The sequence below is a fragment of the Haloarcula sp. Atlit-120R genome (genome assembly GCF_003665885.1).
Lineage (GTDB): Archaea > Halobacteriota > Halobacteria > Halobacteriales > Haloarculaceae > Haloarcula > Haloarcula taiwanensis.
Map to the genome: position 1 here is coordinate 450,646 of NZ_QPLN01000002.1, position 21,825 is coordinate 472,470.

At 63.1% G+C, this 21,825-nt stretch carries 22 protein-coding genes and 1 tRNA gene; 2 read left to right on the forward strand and 21 right to left on the reverse strand.

Annotated elements, in window-relative coordinates:
* The first annotated feature begins 65 nt into the window (after positions 1 to 65).
* Positions 66 to 140: transfer RNA gene (locus DVK01_RS09575), tRNA-Met, on the forward strand.
* 368 nt (positions 141 to 508) lie between these two features.
* Here DVK01_RS09575 and hpt read toward each other — a convergent pair.
* The 20 genes from hpt to DVK01_RS09675 form a co-directional block, all read right to left on the reverse strand.
* Positions 509 to 1,078: a hypoxanthine/guanine phosphoribosyltransferase gene (gene hpt, locus DVK01_RS09580; RefSeq protein WP_004518711.1), complete on the reverse strand. Its 570-nt coding sequence runs from the start codon at positions 1,076 to 1,078 to the stop codon at positions 509 to 511.
* Between the two features lie 44 nt (positions 1,079 to 1,122).
* Positions 1,123 to 3,027, reverse strand: a complete 1,905-nt coding sequence (locus DVK01_RS09585) for a hypothetical protein (RefSeq protein ID WP_121536483.1) — start codon at positions 3,025 to 3,027, stop codon at positions 1,123 to 1,125.
* Entirely contained in the window at positions 3,024 to 3,512 is a 489-nt protein-coding gene (locus DVK01_RS09590; protein WP_121536485.1) for a hypothetical protein, read from the reverse strand. Before DVK01_RS09590 ends, DVK01_RS09585 begins: the two co-directional genes overlap by 4 nt.
* Before the next feature lie 90 nt (positions 3,513 to 3,602).
* On the reverse strand, positions 3,603 to 4,118 hold the full coding sequence (locus DVK01_RS09595; protein ID WP_121536487.1) for a type IV pilin: 516 nt from the start codon (positions 4,116 to 4,118) through the stop codon (positions 3,603 to 3,605).
* A 262-nt stretch (positions 4,119 to 4,380) separates the two neighbouring features.
* Positions 4,381 to 4,959, reverse strand: a complete 579-nt coding sequence (locus DVK01_RS09600) for a hypothetical protein (protein ID WP_101349440.1) — start codon at positions 4,957 to 4,959, stop codon at positions 4,381 to 4,383.
* A gap of 112 nt (positions 4,960 to 5,071) precedes the next feature.
* Positions 5,072 to 5,536, reverse strand: a complete 465-nt coding sequence (locus tag DVK01_RS09605) for a type IV pilin (protein WP_064288288.1) — start codon at positions 5,534 to 5,536, stop codon at positions 5,072 to 5,074.
* A 195-nt stretch (positions 5,537 to 5,731) separates the two neighbouring features.
* Positions 5,732 to 7,516, reverse strand: coding sequence for a Na(+)/H(+) antiporter subunit D (locus DVK01_RS09610; protein ID WP_101349441.1), 1,785 nt, complete (start codon positions 7,514 to 7,516; stop codon positions 5,732 to 5,734).
* The gene (locus tag DVK01_RS09615) at positions 7,516 to 9,210 is read right to left on the reverse strand and encodes a cation:proton antiporter (RefSeq protein WP_101349442.1); all 1,695 of its coding nucleotides are present in this window, start codon (positions 9,208 to 9,210) and stop codon (positions 7,516 to 7,518) included. Before DVK01_RS09615 ends, DVK01_RS09610 begins: the two co-directional genes overlap by 1 nt.
* Complete coding sequence (locus tag DVK01_RS09620; protein ID WP_101349443.1) at positions 9,207 to 10,700, reverse strand: monovalent cation/H+ antiporter subunit D family protein; 1,494 nt, start codon at positions 10,698 to 10,700, stop codon at positions 9,207 to 9,209. Before DVK01_RS09620 ends, DVK01_RS09615 begins: the two co-directional genes overlap by 4 nt.
* Positions 10,693 to 11,049 carry a cation:proton antiporter subunit C gene (locus DVK01_RS09625; RefSeq protein WP_053966163.1) on the reverse strand — a complete coding sequence of 119 codons (357 nt, stop codon included), beginning with the start codon at positions 11,047 to 11,049 and terminating at the stop codon, positions 10,693 to 10,695. The genes DVK01_RS09620 and DVK01_RS09625 overlap by 8 nt, the downstream gene beginning before the upstream one ends.
* The gene (locus DVK01_RS09630) at positions 11,049 to 11,522 is read right to left on the reverse strand and encodes a Na(+)/H(+) antiporter subunit B (RefSeq protein ID WP_053966162.1); all 474 of its coding nucleotides are present in this window, start codon (positions 11,520 to 11,522) and stop codon (positions 11,049 to 11,051) included. The genes DVK01_RS09625 and DVK01_RS09630 overlap by 1 nt, the downstream gene beginning before the upstream one ends.
* Positions 11,519 to 12,064 (reverse strand): DUF4040 domain-containing protein, encoded by a 546-nt coding sequence (locus tag DVK01_RS09635; RefSeq protein WP_101349445.1) that lies wholly within the window; start codon positions 12,062 to 12,064, stop codon positions 11,519 to 11,521. The genes DVK01_RS09630 and DVK01_RS09635 overlap by 4 nt, the downstream gene beginning before the upstream one ends.
* Positions 12,061 to 12,381 (reverse strand): monovalent cation/H(+) antiporter subunit G, encoded by a 321-nt coding sequence (mnhG, locus tag DVK01_RS09640; RefSeq protein ID WP_101349446.1) that lies wholly within the window; start codon positions 12,379 to 12,381, stop codon positions 12,061 to 12,063. The genes DVK01_RS09635 and mnhG overlap by 4 nt, the downstream gene beginning before the upstream one ends.
* On the reverse strand, positions 12,378 to 12,653 hold the full coding sequence (locus tag DVK01_RS09645; RefSeq protein WP_004518724.1) for a cation:proton antiporter: 276 nt from the start codon (positions 12,651 to 12,653) through the stop codon (positions 12,378 to 12,380). The genes mnhG and DVK01_RS09645 overlap by 4 nt, the downstream gene beginning before the upstream one ends.
* Positions 12,646 to 13,686, reverse strand: coding sequence for a monovalent cation/H+ antiporter subunit E (locus DVK01_RS09650; RefSeq protein WP_232794549.1), 1,041 nt, complete (start codon positions 13,684 to 13,686; stop codon positions 12,646 to 12,648). The genes DVK01_RS09645 and DVK01_RS09650 overlap by 8 nt, the downstream gene beginning before the upstream one ends.
* Before the next feature lie 152 nt (positions 13,687 to 13,838).
* Positions 13,839 to 15,005 (reverse strand): bifunctional phosphopantothenoylcysteine decarboxylase/phosphopantothenate--cysteine ligase CoaBC, encoded by a 1,167-nt coding sequence (coaBC, locus tag DVK01_RS09655; RefSeq protein WP_101349447.1) that lies wholly within the window; start codon positions 15,003 to 15,005, stop codon positions 13,839 to 13,841.
* A gap of 50 nt (positions 15,006 to 15,055) precedes the next feature.
* Entirely contained in the window at positions 15,056 to 16,621 is a 1,566-nt protein-coding gene (locus DVK01_RS09660) for a hypothetical protein (protein ID WP_121536489.1), read from the reverse strand.
* The gene (locus tag DVK01_RS09665) at positions 16,618 to 17,943 is read right to left on the reverse strand and encodes a DUF58 domain-containing protein (RefSeq protein ID WP_121536491.1); all 1,326 of its coding nucleotides are present in this window, start codon (positions 17,941 to 17,943) and stop codon (positions 16,618 to 16,620) included. The genes DVK01_RS09660 and DVK01_RS09665 overlap by 4 nt, the downstream gene beginning before the upstream one ends.
* Positions 17,940 to 18,686: a hypothetical protein gene (locus DVK01_RS09670; RefSeq protein WP_101349450.1), complete on the reverse strand. Its 747-nt coding sequence runs from the start codon at positions 18,684 to 18,686 to the stop codon at positions 17,940 to 17,942. The genes DVK01_RS09665 and DVK01_RS09670 overlap by 4 nt, the downstream gene beginning before the upstream one ends.
* Positions 18,686 to 19,798, reverse strand: coding sequence for a DUF4129 domain-containing protein (locus DVK01_RS09675; protein WP_121536493.1), 1,113 nt, complete (start codon positions 19,796 to 19,798; stop codon positions 18,686 to 18,688). The genes DVK01_RS09670 and DVK01_RS09675 overlap by 1 nt, the downstream gene beginning before the upstream one ends.
* Before the next feature lie 101 nt (positions 19,799 to 19,899).
* On the opposite strand from DVK01_RS09675, the gene DVK01_RS09680 reads away from it, so the two are divergent.
* Entirely contained in the window at positions 19,900 to 20,964 is a 1,065-nt protein-coding gene (locus DVK01_RS09680) for a M48 family metalloprotease (protein ID WP_121536495.1), read from the forward strand.
* Here the strand turns inward: DVK01_RS09680 and DVK01_RS09685 are convergent.
* Positions 20,949 to 21,689 (reverse strand): NAD(P)/FAD-dependent oxidoreductase, encoded by a 741-nt coding sequence (locus DVK01_RS09685; protein WP_121536497.1) that lies wholly within the window; start codon positions 21,687 to 21,689, stop codon positions 20,949 to 20,951. The genes DVK01_RS09680 and DVK01_RS09685 overlap by 16 nt on opposite strands.
* Positions 21,690 to 21,825: the final 136 nt, after the last annotated feature.

Genomic DNA, 21,825 nt, shown 5'->3' on the forward strand with positions numbered 1-21,825 from the left:
GTTACTAACTCACGGACGGCACTCGAATCACAACCCTTAATGAGGGGACCGAACTACGAGAAGGTAGCGGGATGGGATAGCCAGGAGATTCCGGCGGGCTCATAACCCGCAGATCGGTAGTTCAAATCTACCTCCCGCTATCATTTTGCCGAACTCACTCCTCCAGCGAGGCGTTTCATCGCCGAGCGTCGCTGAGTTCGGCAATTATTGGCCAGTAGATTTGAACGAGAGAACGCCGAGCGGTAGCGAGGGGCTCGCGTTGTTCAAATCTACCTCCCGCTATATTCTGTCGCTCATAAATCCGTGAGCGACTGGAGTGGTCCAGTATGCCTGATGCGCCTCGCGAGCTGCTGGAGCGTGTGGCCTGAACGGGTTCAAGTCTTCTGTCATACGCTACGACGCTGTCGGCTGCTCTGAGTATCCCGCCGCCGTGTCTCACCGCTCTGGAGGGACGCTCCCACGGCTGTGAGTACTGGTGCGACCTACAGGAACCGTATCAACAGCCGTTCTAGTCGTCGCCGTGCTCGTCGACGATAGTGACCTCGCCGTCGATGACCTGGACGTTGATCAGCGTCTTGGCGTCGTAGCCCGCCTCGTCAAGCTTGTTCGTCCCGTCGGCCTTCTTGATGACACAGACGATGTCGCGGATGTCAGCGCCAATGTCTTCGAGCGCGCCCGTGAGCCCGGCTAGCGTCCCGCCGGTCGAGAGCACGTCGTCGAGCACGAGCACCTGGTCGCCCTCGTACACGTCGTTGACGTACATCTCGCTCTCGGAGTAGCCAGTTACCTGTGACAGTGATACTTCCCCATCAAGCCCGTACTGGCGCTTTCGGACGACGACGAGTGGGATATCGGTCATCAGCGAGACGGCTGTCGAAATATGGATACCCATCGCCGCCGGTGTGACGATCTTGTCGACGTCGTCGAGTTCTGCCTTCCGGATGATCTTGATGACGATTTCACGCAGAAGTTCCGGTCGAAGCATCGGGACCCCGTCGCTGATGGGGTGGACGAAGTAGTGATAGCCTTCCTTCTCGATGATTGGCGCTTCGAGTAGGGACTTCTTGAGTCGGTCCATGCTGGCGGTACTACAAGCCCGTACTAAAATTCTCCGTCACCGACTCAGTAGAGCGTCAGCAGCTCACCGAGTGCTCGCATCATCGGCAGGAGGTGTGCATCACCCAGTGCGTAGTACTCGACGGTGGTTAGGAGTAGAAACACAGCCGCTACACCCGTTGCAGCACCGAGAAGCGCTGCACCGACCTGCCCGGCTCGACCTTTGGAGCGACCGCACAGCGCCCAGATACTGAGTGGGACAGCAACGCCAAGCGCGAGCAGCGCGTGCAACTGGAACGCTTCGCCGATACCGTTCACCGTCAGCGCAACGAACACTACGGTCAGCTGCCCGCCGATCAACACTGTTCCTGCAACTGCCCAGAGGAACATGTGCCAGTGGTCTGCGAGAGTCTGGCGTACCGCTGGAAGCCGCACAAGCAGATACACGCCGAGTGGGTAGAGGGGGAACAGATACCGGGCAGTCACCTGCGCGTGCAGTGGCAAGCGGTTGTTGTACAGCAGGATAACGCCGACGAATGCCGCTATGGCAAACGCGTCCACGACGCGGTCGGCACTGAGTGTTCGGTCAGCTATCGACGATGGCAAACGCAATCGTCGGACGACCGGGAGTGTACCGGCGATGGCGACGAGAACCGGCGCGGATTCGAGCACTGAGAGGTTGACGGATTCCTCGCCGGTCTTATCAAGCGCACCGCCTGCACTTCCTGACCGGACGAAGGCGTGATACACGTCATCTGGTTGCTGCTGGAGCGCTTTGAATCCTGACGCGAGTTCGCCGCCCAGCAACAGCAGTGGACGCATTCCGCTCTCTATGGGCCCAAGCAGAGGTGCCAGCGGTGTAAGCAATCCACCAGAGGCACCACTGCCGCCGCTACCGCCGCCACCGCTTGCACTGCTCGCAGTACCGCCGCCCAGAGAGCCACCGCGGGCAATCAATCGCGGGGGCTTAACCGGAGAGCCCGAGATAACGATGTTAGTGATAACGAACGGCAGCAAGGAGAGGCCGAAAACGACGCCGATACGAGCGAGCGTTCGCGGACTGTTGTCCGGTGCTGTCGGGATATCGACCAGCGCGAGGGCGACACAGAGCAGGAGTGCTTCCGGCGCATGCACCCACGCGTACAGTCCTACCAGCGCGTAGGCGAGCGCGCGGAAGGTCTGTGGCTGCGTAATAACTCCTCCGTCTGTTGGCTTGCGGCTCCGATAGAGGCAGTACGCGATGCAGACCACCACCGTCCCGGTGACGGCGTGGCGCTTCGGCACGGATGCCCAGAACGCGAGTGGTGTCCCGGCCGTGAGTACCACGGTGCCCAGGAGCCCCTGCCGACGTGTTTGCATCCGGCTGAGGAGCCGATAGAGAACCACCGGCGTGAACGCCGCAATAAGGAGATGCGTCAGTTGCAGCGCGTACAGATGGATTCGACCGGCGTCGAGTGGCTGTGCCAGTATCACGTTCAGCCCGAACAGTCCCAGAACGGCGACAGTACCGCCGTAGAGAATCCAGTCGTCGTCGGTGTAGTAACTGCACTGGACCACCAGCGCCAACAGCGCGAGCGACCAGAGCGCGACCAACGCAATGCGGAGCTCGACGATGGTGGTGAGCAGGTCAAGCACGAACACGAGCGGTAGCGAGAGGACAATGACGCCGTAGTTTCGCGCGTGCCACTGGCCGCCGTAGTTATTTGCCCCCGGCGTGTTGAGTCCAGGGCCGTAGGCAGCTTCAGTCATCGCTAGCTGTCCGTTTGAGAGGCTGTACAGCCCATTCGCCAGCGTGTAGGAATCGTTTATCAGGAACGCCGTCCGCCACACCAGCCCGAACAGCACGACTGTCGCGAGAAACACGATCAGGCCGAGCCGGTCGCCAAACAGCACAGCGTACGCTGTCTCGCGAGTGTTTGAGAGGGCGGGCGTCCGCCGTCGAAGACGTCCGACAAACTCTGTTGCCGTCATTTGACCACCGATATCGTGACGTTGCGCGTCGCCACCACGCCGTGGCCCGCCCCGTCGCGCTTGCTCACGGTCACCGTGCCGTTGTACTGTTCGCGCTTGATCTCCCCGTCGGTGAACGTGTCCGACGCCAGCGTCAGGTCGTACGTGTCACCGGTCGAGTCGTCCAAGAAGTGATTCGTCGTCCGCGTGTACCCCAGTTCCTCGATTGTGAGTTCGTAGACGAGTGTCGGCTGTCCGGTTCGATTCGCGAACTGTATGCGGACCGGTGGCGCATCGAGGTAGTAGCTCGCCGCCCCGTAGGACCCTTTCTCAAGCGTTACTTTCTCAGGCATTTCGACTGCAGAAACCGTGACGTTGCCAGTTTCTAGTGCGACTGGCTCCGGCTCCGTTGCCAGTGTTACGCCGGGGACCAGCGGGCCGGAAAGCAGTGTAACGCCGAGTATAATGGCGATTACACTGGTGGTAATGGCCCGCGTTTTTTCCATTGTTACCAGTCACTAGATATCTGGCAATAAAAGTGTCGTGGAGAGAATGCTGCAGCTTGTTACCTTGATAAAACAAGAATAGAGACGCAGTTATGCGTCAGGTCCGCTGTCGGAACCCAGTGTTGCAGACGAATCGCCTTCAGGTGGTTCATACACGACATTGACATCGTAGTTGCTATACACACCAACATCCAGAGTTGAGCCGGCTGAAACCTCGCTATCCTTGGCACCGTAAGCCGACGTACTGGACCATGCTCCATCATCAGCATCGTAGTCTGCCTGATCCGGGCTGGAGTCTAAGCCTTCAGTTGAGAGGTCTGAGTCTGTCACCATGTTCTCTCCTCGGATATACAGGCTGCCTGCCTCAATGGTATCGCCACCATCATGCGAGACCGTTAGGAGGCCAGAATCGGAATTTGAACCTGCACTTGCGTCATACTCAAAACTGAAACTTGCCTGCGGCGTGGCCTGCTGCGCCTGGTCACCGAGACCAAGCACAAAGGAGGCGATTACTGCGGCCAGAATGACCGTGATTGCGACCATCAGGATGACCCCGATGACCGGCGACACTGCGTCGTCGTCGTGGATGAGTTGTTTGATATCCATGGTTTGTTCGACGCACACCGCGAGCGTGACCCGAGTAGGAAACCCCTATAGTTTGAAGGATTTCCTTACTGGCTCGCGGGGTGTGCTGCTTCAACCACATGAGAGGGGCCCACTTATACACACAGCACGTTTTAGCCGTTCAACGTTGCCTTGAAAGCCTTCAAGGGTGGCTGTACCGCCGAAATTTGATATAGCGCTGCATGAATAGTTCAGCGCTAACCAAGACAAACGAAACAATGAACACCGTGAAATAAACAGAAGTTTAGTTGTCGGACTCGGCTTCCTCTGCCACATACTCAGTCAGAGTCATCTCACGACCAGCGTAGGTGTGATAGCCTGCGGAGACGCTGAGCACAATCGCGATCAGCGTGGCCCAGACCAGCGGTGGAATGACCGTGAACGGGTAGACGCCGACCCAGAGAATCGTCACGATTGCTAGACTGACCGCGCCGAGCGAGAGATAGTACTCGCGCCAGGGGAACTCGCTTCCCGGCACGATTTCGAGATAGACAGTGAGTTCCTCCGTGTGTGCCGTCTTGGAGATCGTCCCGTTCTCGTCGTCATAGTCGATGATACCCGTCTCATGCATCCGCGGAAGATGAGACTGCTGTAACGTGGTGTAGACACGCTTCCGTTGGGCGCTCGTGACAGCCGTGTTCGGGCAGTCGTACTCCTGTGCCGCGACGTGTGACGCAAGGTCGCCGAGCTGTACTGGCCCGTCGTGTTCTCGTAGATACTGAAGCGTGTACCGACGCCGCTCATTCTGCAGTACGTCGAATATTTCGCCTTTTGAAAGATCGTCGTCCCCAGCGGAGTCCGACCGTTCTACCTGCTTGCTCATATTATTCTCTCCAGTCCCCACCACCCATCGCAGGGAATACAGCGAACATCAGGGTGTCCATCAATTATAAACTCACGGGTTTCGGTGCCGGAAAAAATGAGATACCGCGGGCTTATGCGTCCGGTCCGGATGCAGTGGCGAGTGTCGCAGAGTTGTCGCCGGTAGCCGACTCGTAGACAACGCTGAAGTCGTAGCTATCGCCAGAGACCATGACAGCGACTCTGTCACCTGCAACGACTTTGCTGTTACTGCTGGCGTTGGCACTCGGCCACTGCTCGTTATTGCTATCGATTTCATTAGTAGCAGCAGCACCGGAGTTGAATCCGCTCCCTCTGAAGTAGAGGTTGCTTGCCTTGATCGAATCACCACCGTCGTGAGTTACCGTAACCTCGCCCTTATCTGAGTCGTAGTCCGTACTGAAGCTAGCCTGCGGTGCCGTGTTGCTGACCTGATCGCCCAGACCGAGGACGAATGTTGCGATAACGGCCGCGAGGATGACCGTAATTGCGACCATCAGGATGACCCCGATGACCGGCGACACAGCATCGTCGTCGTTGAAGAATCGTTTGAGTTCCATTGTCTTGTCCGCACGCATCAACAGGTTCCCCTGTTATGCCGTGCTTACCGAATCGTGGCTATGGAGCTATATAAGTCTGCACCTGTATTATCAGAAACTGTAATTACCCTGTCTGTTAACAGCTATTCTTTGGGTGTTTGAAACCAGATACGGCCGATCTAGTACGCAATTATCGCAGAAGATGTTTTTGAATCTTCATGAAAGGGCCAGCAGCGCTACCGTAACGAATACTGCAAGAATGAGGATGCTGAGTCCGATGCCGGCCCGCATCGGATGCACGAGACTATCGTCGTCACGGAGCCGCTGAATAACGTCGTCCGGGGAAGTCACTGTCTGCGTGACGATGCTCGTGGCCCGAACCACTACGCGGTCTACGGCGGCGTACAGTTCGGTCACTCCAACAACGAGACCACGAGACCCGTAGAAGATAGCCGGGTTGTACAGCGAATCGACGTCCGGGACCCGTCCGAGCTTCGAGAGGGGCTTCTTTGTCACCGCGAAGCCGATCAGCCCGAGGACAGCGAGCACGACTCCCTCGATGAGATGGGGAATAGTGTAGGTCTTGTAGACGTGGTCGACGACTGCTCCGCTCGTCACGTCGAACGGAAGGATGGTGAACAGTGCCGTGTCGTACACACCGTAGATGATACAGAGCGCGGCTACGGACACCATTGCGACGCTCTGCAGACGGTTCGCGTCCGGGACGCTGCTGTCGTACTCGCCGTGGAAGAACGCGTAGTAGCCGAACTTGATGAACGACATGAATGTGCCGACGCCGCCCAGCAGCAGCATCCACTCGAGCGTATAGAACTCACCCACCGGGAGCGGTCCTTTGCTGAAAGTATAGTGGCTCCCGGAGATGATAATCCCTTTGCTGACGAACCCGTTGAAGCCGGGGAAGCCAGCGATAGATAGCGCAGCGACGGAGAATGCACCTGCCGTGATTGGCATCTCTCGCCAGAGACCGCCGAGTTTCTTCAGGCTCTCCGTCCCGGTCCGGTAAATAACAACACCGGCGGTCATGAACAGCAGGCCCTTGTAGAGGATGTGGTTGAACACGTGGGCGAACGCGCCAGCCTGAGCCAGTGACGACCCGATCCCGACGCCGGCGACCATGTACCCGACCTGCGACTGGATGTGATACGAGAGGAGCCGCCGCATATCGTTCTGGAACAGTGCGAACAGCGCGCCGAAGATAGCCATCCCGCCGCCCATGTACGCGATGGCTTCGTGGCCGTTGGGGAACGCGCGGTACATCCCGTAGACGCCGGTCTTGGTTGTGAACACACAGAGGAAAACGCTAGCGGCGATGTGCGGGCGCGGATAGGTGTCTGGTAGCCACGCGTGCAGGCCAATGAAGCCGACGTTGACGCCGATACCGATGGCTGCGAGCGCGGCGGCCAGTCCGGACGTGATGCCGGCCGTTTCCGGACCGCCCGGCACTGACGCGAACAGGAACGTCTCCACCGCGACGTAGTGCCGGAGGATAGCGGCCATCAACAGCGTGCCGCCAAGTCCGTGTAGCAGGGCGTACCGGAAGCCGGCCCGGACCGCCCTGCCGCCGTAATGCCACACCAGCAGCGTACTGGTGATGGCCATCAGCTCCCAGAAGAAGATGAGTGTCAGCCAGTCGCCGGCGAAGACGGCTCCAAAGCTGGTCGCGACGTACGAGAGCGCGTACCCCGTCTGTGTCGTGTCCGCCTCGCTGGCGTAGGAGTAGAGTACAGCAACCGCGGCGATGAGCCCGAAGATGATCCCCATCAGCCGCGAGAACGGGTCGACGTTCAGCAGGACGGCTTCGAACCCGAGGAAGCTGTCTACATGGAGATGTGCACCTTCAGGGACCATGACCGCCCACGGCACCGCGAGCGCTGGTACGAGCGCACCGACCGCGTGACCGGCACGCCGCGGGAGTCGGGACACGACGATTGCCAGCGCCAGTAGGACGACGACTGGCGGAACCGCTGTAAGCATCGACATCAGGCCATCACCCCCGGAAGATTACCGACGATGGTGTCGACGATCCGCAGGAAGACAGCGGTGTACGGCACTGTCCCCAGCAGGAGCGACAGCGTGGCCGCAGTGAGAATTGGCCCGAGCATAAACCACGTACTCTCGCCGCCGCGCCAGCCACGGTCGTCCCAGCCCCCTGCGGGGGGGCCGCCGTGATGTTCGTGCTCCTCGTCGTGTTTCCCGAGGTGGTCAACGTGTTCCGGCTTCGGCACCTCGTCCTCGTCGGAGTGACCGCCGGTAGCGTCCGAGTCGTGGTCCTCACCGCCGTCGGCCCGAATCTCGTCTCGTCCGCCGAATGGTCCCTCGATGAGTGGCTTCTCGTCGTGGCTCTCCGGCGACTCGAAGTACGCCTGATAGACGATGGGCCAGAAGTACGCGATGTTGAGGACGCCCGAGACCAGCAACGCAGCGGCGAATACGAGCCCACCGCTTTCGAGACTCAGCGCACCGATGACGAGATACCACTTGCTGACGAAGCCAGCGACCAGCGGAATCCCGGCCATCCCGGCCGCGGCGACGGCGAAGGCGGCCATCGTCAGCGGCATCCGCTTCCCGATTCCGGCCATGTCGCTGATGTCGTCGGTGTGGGTCTCGACGTGAATCGCGCCAGCACAGAAGAACAGGGTGAGTTTCATGAACGCGTGGGCGGGGATGTGAAGCAGTCCACCGGTCAGCGCCTGTCCGTGGAGCAGCCCCAGTCCCAGCACGATATACGATAGCTGGCTGATCGTCGAGTACGCCAGCCGGCGCTTGAGGTTGTCCTGCCTGAGTGCGATGATACTCGCTGTCAGGAGAGTAAAGGCCGCAATCGCGGCGAGCGGGAGGCCGACGCCGAGTTGCTCCATCGTCCCGGTTCCGTACACGTCCAGCACCACGCGAGCGATGCCGAACACACCGCTCTTGACGACTGCGACGGCGTGGAGCAGACCCGACACCGGCGTCGGCGCGACCATCGCGTCCGGGAGCCAGGAGTGCATCGGCATCAGGGCAGCCTTGACGCCGAAGCCGGCCGCCAACAGGGCGAACGCCGCCCGTGCCAGCGTCGGGTCGGCTGTCGCGAGACCTTCGAGCCCGCCCGGCGTGAACGCGGTCGTCCCAGCGAGGACGAACACGAGGACAGTCCCACCGAGGACTGCGACCCCACCGCCGAAGGTATACGCGAGGTACTTCCGGCCGGCGGCGCGGGCCTCGTCGGTCTCGTCGTGGGTGACGAGCGGGTACGTCGACACCGTCAGTAGCTCGTAGCAGACGAACAGTGTCAGCAGGTTCGACGCGAACGCGACGCCGACCGCCGATGCGAGACTGGCGGCGAACGAGGCGAAATAGCGCGTCTGGGCGTGTTCGTCCAGCCCGCGCATGTAACCGATGCTGTAGAAGCTCGTGACGATCCACAGCAGGCTCGCAAGCAGGCCAAAGAGCAGCCCAAGCGGATCGACGGTGAACGCCAGTTCAATACCAGTGGCGAACTGTCCGATGACGAATTCGTACTCCGTTCCGCTCAGGACGCCGGGGACCATGCTCGCAATGATCGCGAACTTCGCAAACGCGACGGTCAGGGTCACCCCCTCTCGCAGATTCGGCCGTCGTTTGAGCGAGAGAATCACGGGGATAGCCACCGCCGAGACGAGGATTGCCAGGATTGGGCGTAGCGACTCAGTCATTGGTTTAGAAGGGGTGGAAGCGTTTCTTCGAGCACTCTCTGCAACTCCGGTACGGCTGCGGTCAGCGCGACTGCGAGTGCGGCCGCGACGACGACGACGGCGATCATCCCGAACGAGACCGCCTGTCCGCTCCCGTCTGTGACGGGTGCCTCGTCGGGTTCCGCGTGGATGGTCGGCTCGGCGAAGTAGAGCCGCTCGACGAGGCGGGCGAAGTACGCCAGCGTCAGGAGCGTACTCGCGAGCAAGACGGCCACGACGGGCCAGTTCTCGGCGTTGACCGCGCCGAGGACGATGTACCACTTGCCGACGAAACCGACTGCTGGCGGAACGCCGACCATCGCCAGCGAAAGCACGGCGAAGGCAAACGCCGAAACCGGGACGCGGCTCCCCATCCCAGCGTAGCCGTTCACCGTCGTCGCACCCGTCTTGCGCTCGATAATGCCCGTCGCAGCGAACAATCCACCCTTCATCACTGCGTGGCCGAGCAGGTGGACAGTCGCGCCGACGACGGCCAGCGGGGTGGCGATGGCGAACCCGGCGACGACGAGGCCGAACTGTGACACTGAGGAGTACGCCAGCATCCGCTGAACGCTGTCCTGCGAGACGGCGAGCGCGCTCCCCGCGATGATGCTCACGCAGGCCAGCCCGACCAGCGCCCAGCGAGCGACGGGCACAGCCGTCAGGAACTCAACAGTGAACACAGAGAACAGCAGGCGGGCGAGCGCGTACGCCGAGACCGTCGAGACGAGCGCGGAGATGAACGCACTCACCGTGTCCGGCGCGTTCGCGTAGGCGTCGGGCTGCCAGGTGTGCAAGGGGAACAGGGCGACTTTCACCGTCAGTCCGCCGACCATCAGCCCGAACCCGGTCAGGACGAGCGTCGAGTCGTACGCCGCCATCTCCCCGAGCTTCGCCGCAAGGTCGGCCATGTTGAGCGTGCCTGTCGCCGCGAGCAGGTAGCCGATGCCAAGCAGGTACAGTGAGGCCCCGACGGTCCCGATGATGAGGTATTTCAGCGCCGCGACGGCGGCACTGGCGTCCCGGCCGCTCGCCACGAGGCCGTACGCCGCAAGCCCCGTGATTTCGAGGAACACGTAGAGATTGAACACGTCGCCAGTGACCGTCATGCCCGTCAGGCCGGCGACCAGAAGCAGGTACAGGCCGTAGAAGGGACCCGAATGTGGGCCGGCCTGTCGAGCGTACGCGAGCACGCCCAGTGACACGACGGCCACGAGCACGGCGACGGCCCCTGAGAGGCCGTCGACGACGAGTTCGATACCGTACGGGGCGGCGAAACCACCGACCGCGTAGGACACAGTCCCGCTCGTGCTGACAGTCCACGCGAGCAGTCCGGCCAGGCCGGCCTGGACGACGAGCGTCAGCGTCGCGACTGGCCACCCTGCCCGCTCGCTGACAAGGCTAGCGACCAAAGGTATCGCGCCGCCGACGATGGGCAGGACCACCAGCAACACAGGGATTTGTTCAATCATAGTAGAGCTGTTTGAGTTTGTCTTCGTCCAGCGTGCCGTACTCGGCGTAGATGCGGATAATGAGCGCAAGCGCCACCGCGGTCAGGCTCACCCCGACGACGATAGCGGTCAGAATGAGCACGTGCGGGAGCGGGCTGACGTAGGGGCCACCACCATCCTTGATAATTGGCGGGTTCCCGCCGGCCCGGAACGCGAGCGTGATGAAAAACAGGAAAATGCCTGTCTGGAAGATATTCATCCCGATGACCTTCTTTACTAGGTTCCGAGACTCAATGAGCATATACAGGCCGATGCCAAGCAGCAGCATCACCGCGAAGTAGTTGTAATGTGAGTTCAGCAGTTCAAACATCAGCTCTCATCCTCCGGTGAATCGACGGCGTGGCCGAATCCCGCCGCGAGCAGGAAAAAGAGGCCGATGGCAACGCTGGCGACGATACCACCGATGGCCAGTTCGACAAGCTCGATGGCGTAGGCGACCACATGCGAGATGAACTGCTCGTACAGGTGATACTCGAGGAAGTTCCCGCCCAGAACTATCGTTCCCAGCCCGATGGCTGCGAACGTGAGCACACCACCGGACGCGAGCGCGGCAACGACGCGAACGTCGAGCCACTCTCGAGCCGCGTCAATACCGTAGGCGAAGGCGAGCATCATCACGACCGACCCGGCGATGACTCCGCCCTGGAAGCCGCCGCCGGGGGAGTTCGCCCCGTGGAACATCACGAACAGAGCGAAGGTGAGTACGAACGGCGCGACGACCCGCACCGTCGTCATGATGATGGTACTCTCGACGTAAAGCCCGGTACGCTCGTCGCTACTCATGCGAACACCTCCTGTCTGAGGACGGTCAGCGCCGCGACGCCGGCCGAAAAGACCACCACGGCCTCGCCCAGCGTGTCGAACCCACGGTAGGCCGCGAGCACTGCCGTCACACCGTTTTTCACTTCCGTGTCTTCGTAGGCGTTTTCGAGGTAGTACTGCGTTACGTCGCCGCTGACAACGGGGTTCGCAGCGCCATCCGCACCGACGGCAGGCAGCGACGGCACGGTCGCAACCATGACGATGACGAACGCGCCGACCAGCACGACGGTTCGAACGCTGATCGACTCGAACAGGCCGTTCTCCTGTGGCCGCACGGTGTTTGCCAGCGCCAGGATGAACAGTATCGTCATGATTCCGGCCCCGACAGCCGCTTCGGTCAGCCCCACGTCGGGGGCCTCAAGCATCACCCAGATAATGGAAATACCGAGGCTGTAGGCAGCAAACGCCATCAGTGACGCCAGCACGTCACGGAGTACGGCCGCACCGATAGCACAGCCCAGCACGAACACCAGCAACAAGCCCTCGATGAGTGAGAGTGTCATGACTTCCCCTCCTCATCGCTGGTGGTCCACGGCTCGATACCCTGGTCCTGTGCCGCCCGGGCGATAGCGTGGGCGGCGGTGGGGTTCGTCAGAAACATAAACACCAGCAGGAAGACGGCCTTGATAGTCGCGAGGTCGGTCTGAATCGCGAGCGCGGCGGCAGCAATACTGAGGACGGCTCCCAGCGTGTCGCTTTTCGATGCCGCGTGAGCGCGCGTGTACACGTCAGGCAGCCGCACGATTCCGATTGAGGCGACGCCGCCGAAGAACGCCCCGACAAGCGCGAGCGCGACAATCGCCCACTCTGTCGGCGTCATAGCACACCTCCGTGCTCGACGTTGAACTTCGAGAACGCTATCGAGAGCAGGAAGTTCAGCAAGGCGTACACGAGCGCGATATCGAGGAACAGCGGCTTATCGAGCGCGCCGGAGACGAGCGCAATTGCGATGACGGTGTTCGTCCCCATCACGTTGACCGCGATAACTCTGTCGTGGTCTGTCGGCCCTGCGAACACACGGTACAGCGCCACGATAGCGAACAGGACGAACGCGCCGGCGATAGCCAACAGTGCCGCTTCGAACTCAATCATCGTCGGCCACCTCCGGGTCGCCGATATCGCCCTCGACCGCGCCGTCGTCCCCCTGTCCTCGCTCGCGTGGCGAGGGAATCGCTGCTGCCTCCCGGCCGTAGAAAACGAACCGGACGGCTCGTTCGAGGCCGCCGTCGAACAGGTCCTCTCGGGCACTGCCGGTGAGCGAATGGATATCGAACGCCTGCTCAGAGACGCTGACGGTGAGTGTCCCGGGCGTCAGCGTGATGCTGTTTGCAAGCGTCGTCACTGGTCCGTCTCCCCAGATGGCGGCCTCCAGTTCGACCATCTTCGGGTCGATAGGCAGTGACGGGTGCAAGACGACGTAGGCGATTTCGAGGTTGGCGACGGCGATTTCCTTGAGCAGGTACGGAACGTAAATCGCCAGCCGTGCGAGCTGTCTCGGAACCCGTGTCAGCGACGGCTGGCGGCTGAACGCGATCGGTGCAAGCAACGCAGTGACAATCGTCGCCGTTATCGCGCCAGTGAGGAAATCCAGCGGTTTGTACGAACTCAACAGCATGTAAAACAGATACGAGGTTCCGAAAATGGTGAGATACTTTGGGAGCGTCGCGGCGCGAGCAAGCGCGGTCGACCGCGCTGGCCGCTCGACGGGCGCGGTCTCGACCTCGATATCGCCCCGGACGAGTTCGACTTCGAGCGGCCGAAGCATCGGCGTCGTGCCGCCCGGGTTGAACTCCGGATCGAGGACGACCCGTTCGATGCTGTGTTCGTCGGCGTAGGTCAGAATTGCGTCGGCGTAATCACCGGGGCTGAACAGGTAGCGGTCGGCACCGATGACGCCCAGTTCAACGTCGAGATTCGACGGCGGGACAGCACCCAGGTCTTCGTCGAGCCAGACCTCGATTCGGTCGAGCAGGTCCTTTGCCTGGCCAAGTTCCGTCTGGGCGTCAGGGTCAACAGCGCGCGTGCTTGCGACGGCGACGAGGTGCAGCGATATCTGTTGTTGTCCCTCTTTGGCCGCCGATTCGGCCTGTTCAACGGCGTAGGCGACGGTGTTACGGACCGTCACCGAATCAGCTACTGGCACGAGCAGGCGACGGGGTGGTGGTACAGTCACAGTCTCTGTTTAGAAACTCCGAATAGGCGGTTCGTCGGGCAGTACTGTCGTTATCGGACCGGAGCAACGGAACACGCAAAACTATTTCGTAATCGGTTACGCTCTCAGTCACGACTGGACAGATGGTCACCGAGTTCGTCGGCGACACGGGCACCCAGCCCCTGCTTTTCCCCGATGTACTCCGTGGCCGAGTCTCCGTCGACAAGTATGGCACGCGTCTCGTCGCCACCCATCACGCTCGCGTCGTTAGCGACCACGAAGGTCAGCCCGGTCCGCTCCCGTATCTCGCGGGCGCGCTCGATTAGCGTCCCGTCGTCGCCCTCTGTCTCGACTTTGAACCCGACGATAGGGAGGTCGGGGTGATCCGAGCGAACGGTGTCGATGAGTTTCGGCGTCGGCTGCAGCGTCAGCGTCAGCTCCGCCTGCCCGCTCTTGATTTTCTCGGGGGCCTCCTCGACGGTGTAATCCGAGATGGCGGCCGCGGAGACCAGCGCGTCGGCCGCGTCGGCGACCCGCCGGGTAGCCGCCGTCATCTCCGCGGCCGACTCGACCTGCTCGACGGTCGCGTAGGGAACGTCCGGCCCGTCGTGGACGAGCGTCACGTCGGCCCCGCGGGCGTAGCAGGCCCGCGCGACGGCCCGCCCGGTCCGCCCCGAGGACCGGTTCGAGAGCGTCCGCACCGGATCGACTGACTCTGTGGTCGCACCCGCAGTCACGACGACGTGCTTGCCTGCAAGTGGTCGGTCGCCCGCTGCCCGGGCGGTCGCCGTGACGATGGCCCCCTCGGTCGCGATTTTGGCCTTCCCCTCCTCGATTCGCGGGTCAACGAACTCGACGCCCCAGGACTCGACGCGGTCGATTGCCTCCAGTACGCCGGGGTGGTCGTACATCGGCTCGTGCATTGCCGGTGCGACGACGACCGGCACGCCCGCGCCGAGAGCGGTCGTCACACACGTCGTCACGGGCGTGTCGTCGATTGCCGCGGCGACCTTGCCGACAGTGTTTGCCGTTGCAGGCGCGAGCAAGAATACATCGCCCCAGCCCGAGCGCCCGCAGAGGTCGACGTGTTCGACGTCGCCCGTGATTTCGGTAATCACCTGATTGTCCGTCGCGAACGACAGCGCCCACGGATGGATGATACCCGTCGCGCTGTCGGTCATCACCGCCCGGACGGACGCCCCCTGTCGTCGGAGTTCGTGTGCGAGTTCAACCGTCTTGACGGCCGCGATAGACCCCGACACCCCCAGAACGACGTTGACTCCGGTCAGCATACCTGCCGGTTCGCGGTGCGTGGGTAAAAGCCCCTGTCTCTCCGGCGGCACTAGTCGCTGTCGCCCGCGATCTGCTCACTCCGATTGCCGCTCTCGTCACTGCTGATACGTGGCCTCCCGTCGTGCGCGTTCAGTGCGAGGCTGAACGCGGCTATCGCCAGCAGAACCAGCCCGAGTGCGACTACCGAACTGAACGAGAGTCCGGTCGACGGAGTCGGAACCGCGACCGGGATGAGTACGTATCGAACGACCAGCACAAGGAGAACGGCCCCGGCGAGGATCGCCGCAGTTCCGGTGACGTGGACGAACTGGCTGTCGGTCGTGTCGGCGTCCCGGCCCAGTTGTTTCCCGATACTGCTTGCGTGCGCGCCGGTGTCCCAGACCAGTAGCGCCGCCGCGCTCCCGACGAGGACGAGTATCGGTGCGAGTCCGCGCTCAGCCCCGAACAACGTCACAATGAACAGGAGCGCGCTTCCAGCTGCGAACCCTGCCGTCTGCCGGGATAGCAACTCTGAATCGACCAGCTCAGCCAGTAGTGTGACGAGTCCACGGAGGACGACGACCGAAATCAAGACGCCGAGGAGCAACACAGTAGCCGAGCCGTAGTGGCCGCCCCCGGCATACGTGGGCGCTATTCGCCGGGTCACGCCAGCGGCTGTAAGGATCAGCGCGCCCAGCAACAGCACCACAGGGACCATGATACTACCGGTCTGCCGCGCCAGCAACCGTCCGGGGTTGTCCCCCAGCCACTGTAGCAGCCATTGCCGGAGCCGTTCGACGACGAGAATACACAGTACGGCCAGGAGCCCGACTGCAAGAGGGAGATGGAGCAGGCCACTGAAGGCGACCCGCAGAGCCGGCCCGAGCACCGGGAGACTGTGGAGAAAACGGTCGAACAGTCCCTGTGCTGTCGGTATAAACGCCACGAGCAACTGCAGGCCAACGGCGGCTTTGAGCGAGATGTCGATATCCCACCAGCTTCGTCCCAGCAGGTCCAGCCGCCCAAGCGCTCGGTCTGTCGTCGCCGCGGGTGCCGGAATCCACGACTCCAGCGTCTCCTTCGCCCGGTCCAGCAACAACAGGGCGGTCAGGATCCCGGCCTGTAGCGTCACGAAGCCCACGAGCGGATGGAGAGAGAAGCCGGTGACGACATGTACGAGCACCCGGGGCAGCCTGACGGCAGCCGCGACGGCACAGACGATTGTGATGAGGATGCCGGCCACCAGCATCACGAAACTCTCGTCGAGCATTGTCGAGAGTTCGTCCGATGCCTCAGCCGGCGGCACTAACCCGCTACTCGCGTCGATAACGACGAGCGTGGCGGCCAGCGGGAACCCGAGCGCCGCAACGAGTGACCGGTAGTCAGCCGCCAGCAGCGCGGTCCCACAGAACACGCCCGCACCGATGACGATGGCGACGCTGCCGCAGGCGATACGCTTGTGGGCCTCGCTGCGGAGCGCCCAGACTCCGGCCGCGATGCAGAGTCCGCCGACGAAGCCGGCCAGCACTGGTATCGCGTCCGCGACAGCGAGGCCGAGGACGAGCGAAACGAGCACCGCGACTGTCCCGGCCAGCGCCGCGCTCGATGCCGCCGGTCGACTGTCGAGTTCCGTCATGCCCACCGCTCCGTCGCGCGAATGAGGGCTTTAGCGAGCGGTTCCGTGGGCGTCCAGTCGACGACCCGGACTGAGCCTCGAAGAGCGTCGAGGCGGGCTGTTCGGTCGATTTGCTCGACGGTACTTCCCGGACTGTCGCCGGTCGTTATATCGGGACTGACGACCGTAACCGCGTGTCCGTACGCGGCGAGTCGTTTCGCCGAATCGGCCGCCCGGTCGTCGAGCAGGGGTGTACAGAATACGATCTGTGATTCGCTCGGTATCGAGCGGTCGAGCGTCGCCACCGCGTCCCCGCCGTCAGTGATACCGTACCGGTCTGCTGTCTCGGTCGGCGACTGCATTCGCCGAGTGCGGGTGTCGGTGTCGAGCAGCCACGACTTACGGGTCCCCGTCGGCCTGTCGGCCGACCCGTCCACAACCGCTTCCAGAAACGCCTCTAATCGCTGCTCCTGTGCCCGATTAGCCGATGGCTGCAGCGTCTCGCAACTGTCGTAGACGGCGGCCCCGACGCGGTTGTCCGTCGCCAGAAGCGCCGCGCCGACCTGCTGGGCCGCGTAGACGCAGAACTGGACGGCCGTGGGCGCGCCTGCGTTGCCTGCAACGGGATGTCTCGAATCTACCAGCGTGACAACGGTGGCCGCTCGTGTCTCCTTGAACTCGACTGTCGCCAGTTCATTCGTCTTCGCGAAGCGGTTCCAGTCGACGCGGCTCATCGGGTCCGAGGACTGATGCTCGCGGATCGCGTAGAACGCGAGCCCGTTCCCCCCGGCGTCCGTCGGCACACGCCCCGACTGTGAAAGGGTCTGGCCCGAAAGCGGAACGGTGTCCACACTGGCACTGCACGAGAGCGTCGTCTCGGCGGTGACCTGCTCGGCGAATTCGACGGTCCCGGTCAGGTTCCGGCAGGCGATTGCCACGTCGGTGAACGCGTGGTCGCCACGCCGGGCTTCGACGGTGTAGGTGACCGAATCCGACGCACCGGCTTCGAGGTGGGTCCCGAACCGCGGTGAGCCGTCGATGACCTCGAGCCGCTCCGGGACGCCGTCGAGGACGCGAACGTCGGGCAGGGTCGCGCCCCCGTCGTTCGTGAGCGTCAGCGTCACTGTCACCTCTGTGCCGGGGAGCGGGTCGGTCGGCTCGATGCGCCGCTCGACTGTGAGCGTCGGTTCGGGGTCGCCGATAGCCGTCTGATAGGCCGCATACACCAGCGCCACTGCCGCGACCATGAAAACCGCCGGGTTCCCGGTGACGATGCCGGCTCCGCCGGCAACCAGCGCGGCCGAGACGCCGACGTTGCGCTGTGTAGTCTCGCGCGTGCTCACGACTGCTCACCCCGCTGGAGCCGTCGTATCTCTGTTACCGCCGCCTCGACCTTTCGGTCGAACCCCGCACCGCTGGCCCAGTCCCGTAGCTGCATCTCGATAGGTGGGTCAGGTGCGTCCGGGCCGCCGAGGAAGGCTATTGCCCGGCGGTCGTCCGTCCACGACCCAGCCCGAACCTCTCGGGCTGCTGCCTCTGTCGACAGCTCCGCCGTTTCGACCAGCACCTGTCGCGCGGCCTCGCGGAGTCTGTTCCTGATTTCCGACGCGTGACTCGCTTCGAGGCCGTTGTAGGGGTCAACACGCCCGTCGATTTTTTCGAGCAATTCGTCGATGTCGTCGCCGACCAGCGCGCCGGAGTCTGCCTGTGTCGCTTTCGGTTCCAGTAGCTCATCGAGCAGCTCTGTCGACTCGTCGCCCGAACCGTCGTGATACGGCTCACGCGGTTGTTTCCCTCGTACCGGCGGCAGCGTCGAGTCCTGTGTCCGAACAACAGTGTACAGGCCAAAAAGTCCGATGGCGGCGGCGCTGACGCTTGCGACGAGCTGTAGTTGCCTGGCCGACCCGCTCCCGACGTTCGGAAGTACTGATGGGAAGGTGACGACGAACACAGCGCCGGCAAGTGCAGCGAGTCCCAGCAGGGTGTATCGGACGAACCTGGACCCCGGTGTCGGGCGGTTGACGCTGACATCGATGGTCGCCCGGGCGGTTCCCGCTTGCTCGTTCCGCGATTCCGCGCCATTCATCAGTTGTCACCTCGGTTGAAGAGGTCTCTGAGGGCGTTCCGAGCCGATTCTGTTCGCTCTCCGGTCGCCGACCGCCCGCCGTATTCGACTTCCCGGAAGAGGGTCGTTAGCTGGCGGACGGGCGCTTCCGGAAGCCCGCTGTCGATAGCCCGGCGAGCGTACTCCCCTGGCGTCGCCGTCTCGGGGTCCGGGACTGACACACGGTCAGCCAGCAGCGCCCATGCCTCCCGCACCGACAGTGAATCGATGTCCGGCCCCTCGTCCGCCTCTGCCGTCGATTCGGCGGCCGCTGTCCGCCCGGACGCTGTATCCGACGACCCAAACAGCGACGGGCTGTCGACGCCACTCCGAACTGAGGCAAGGAAGCCGCTGGACCCACCGAAGCCGCTCAGCGCTCTGAACGGCGCAACTGAGAGCGACCCGAGCGCGCTCGGCAGACCGGCGACGCCCCGCAGTGACATCGTGCCGACCGACCCGAACCCCGTCGCCAGTCCGGACAGGATACCGCCGGAGACGGCAGCGAGACCGGCCCCGACTCGTGCGAGCGCCGACGATCCCGAGAGTAGCGCGGCGGTCGTCACCTTCGGAATCCGGGCGAGAGTCCGCCCCACCGCGCCGTCCGAAACTGCTGAGACCACTGTCCCGAACAGCGAATCCAGAATCGGATGCAGGTGGAGTCCAGCCGCTGTCGACCCGTCACCCTCGGCGTCCGATGCGGCACGAATAACACTGACTGCGACGACGCCGAACCCGCCGATAAGCGCCAGCCCGAGCAGTTTCACCAGCACTGGAGACCCGCTGTCTTCGCCTTCCCCGGCTCCCGGCGTCTCTGTCGCCGTCTCCGTCGGTGTTGGCGTCGCTGTCGCCGATGGAGTATCGCTCGTCGCTCCCGGCGGCGTCTCTGTCCCATCACTGGTCGCTACCGGTGTCGGCCCGCCGTCGACTTCGCCGGGGGCTGTTCCGTCGGGCGTGACCGGCTCGCTCGCTCGACTGTCGAGGGGGCCGCTCGACTCGAATTCGACGCCGAGCGCGCCGGGAAACAGCGCTGTGCCGAACAGGACAGCGACCGCACAGAGGAGGGCGAGGGCGGCACGTACCAGCTTTGTTGACACTACGGCCCCGTTCCCGGCGGCAGAGTAAATACTTTCCCTCACTGCTAGACTGTCTGAGCAGAAAACCTTTCATCCGCTGTGGGTATAGCAGAACTACCACTATGCGGACACTGACCCGCCGGATGCTGTGGACCCTCCTGCTCCTCCTTGCCGTCGACATCGCTGTGGTCGCTACCGCGGCGGTGCTTCTGACACCCTGGCTTGCGCCGGTTCGGGACGCCGTTGCCACCTCCCTCCCGTTCGGTGGGGCGTCGGCACGCATCGCCTGGTGGGTGGCTGTTCTCGTCCCCGCACTCGTGGCGTTTGTCTGGGCTCAGCTTCGATACACCAGTGCCCAGACGATGGCTGAAGTCGACGCTCGCATCGTCGGCCCCGAGGAGTACCCCGCCCTCCACGAGCGAGTACAGCGGCTCGCGCAACTGGCCGACCTCACGCCGCCACGGATTGCCGTCACAGACGCCGAGGTACCGAACAGTTTCGCCATCGGAACGTTCGGTGGCGCAACGGTGGTCGTCAGCGAGGGACTGCTGTCGGTTCTTGACGGCGACGAACTCGACGCCGTGCTGGCCCACGAACTCATGCACGTCGCCAACCGCGACGCGACTGTCATGACGCTGGCCAGCTTCCTCCCGTCGCTGACAAACGGCGAGTACGACCCGCTTGCGGACCTGCTCCCGGGCGAGAGTCGTTACGCGCCCGGATTGGTCGCGCTCGGTCTCGCATATGTGTGCAGCGCCCGGGTGCTTGAGGCCCCGTTCGGAAGCCTCTCGTTCACGCTCGGGTTCCTGTTCCTGTTCGCGGTGACAGTCCTGTTCGGCGGCGTCGCGCTGGGCGTGTTCACCGCTCCCGTCGTTGTTCTGGGGCGGTCGCTGTCGCGCGCTCGGGAGTTCGCCGCCGACCGGAGCGCGGCACAGTTGACCGGCGACCCCGCCGCGCTCGTCGGGGCGTTAGAGACGCTCGACGGAGATGACGACCGCCCGAGGACCGACAAGCGCTCGGCGCACGCGGGCGTCCGCGGCCTGTGTTTCCTCCCGTACGGGTTCGATTCCGACGGGCCGACGGACTCGCTGGCCATCGAAACACGGTCCCACCCACCGACAGCCGAGCGGATCGAGCGACTGCAGGCGGTCGCACGCTCGCTCGAACAGGGTCAGTCTGACTCCTGATCGACGCTCGGGTGCATCGTCGGCTCGCCCGGCATCGGCTCCTCGAAGTACCGCCGCATGACCTCCAGTGACTCCTGTTCACGTTGCTTGCGCTCTGTCTCGTCGATTTCTTCACAGCCCGGCGGAACCGGTCGGTCGCGGCCGGTGAAATACCCCTCCGGGGCGGTCCAGTCGTGATAAAAGTCGACGTCGGAGTCCTCTATCAGTGTAAGCCCGACTTGTGCGCCGTGGCCCGCGGCGACGATGGTCTGGTGATGCTGCTCGGCCAGCCGGCCGGCCGCGTACAGCCCCTCGATATCGGTCCGGCCCTGCTCGTCGGTCGAGATGAACTGCTTCGACCCCCGGTCGACGAGCGAGATGTCCAGCCCGTTCAGATACGACGGGTCCGACCAGGACGCAGCGATGAGGTATGTCGCGTTGTATGAGTCGCCACCGGCACAGGTCACGTCGAACCCTCCCGCAGTCTCCGCCACCTGCTCGGCTTCGCCGTCGATGAACCAGACGCCGGCGCGCCGCGCCTGTGCCCGAATGAGTTCGAGCAGGAGCCGGGGGTTGATTCCCGCCGGAAATCCGGGGTAGTTCTCCAGATGTGCGTTGCGGTTCAGTATCGACTCGCCGGTCGAGATGATCCGGGTCGACAGGCCGGCGCGAGCGGTGTAGATCGCCGCCGACAGCCCGGCGACGCCCCCGCCCACGATGATGACTTCTTCGCGGTCGGTTGGCATAGACAGATGTTTCCAGTGGGGGCAAAGAAACGTGCCGGTTTGAGACCTATAGACGGGGAGCGGCCAGTAACAGCCCCTACAGGGCACACACCGGGCGGTACAGTTTCTGAGGTGACCCGAAGCCTCATAACGATAC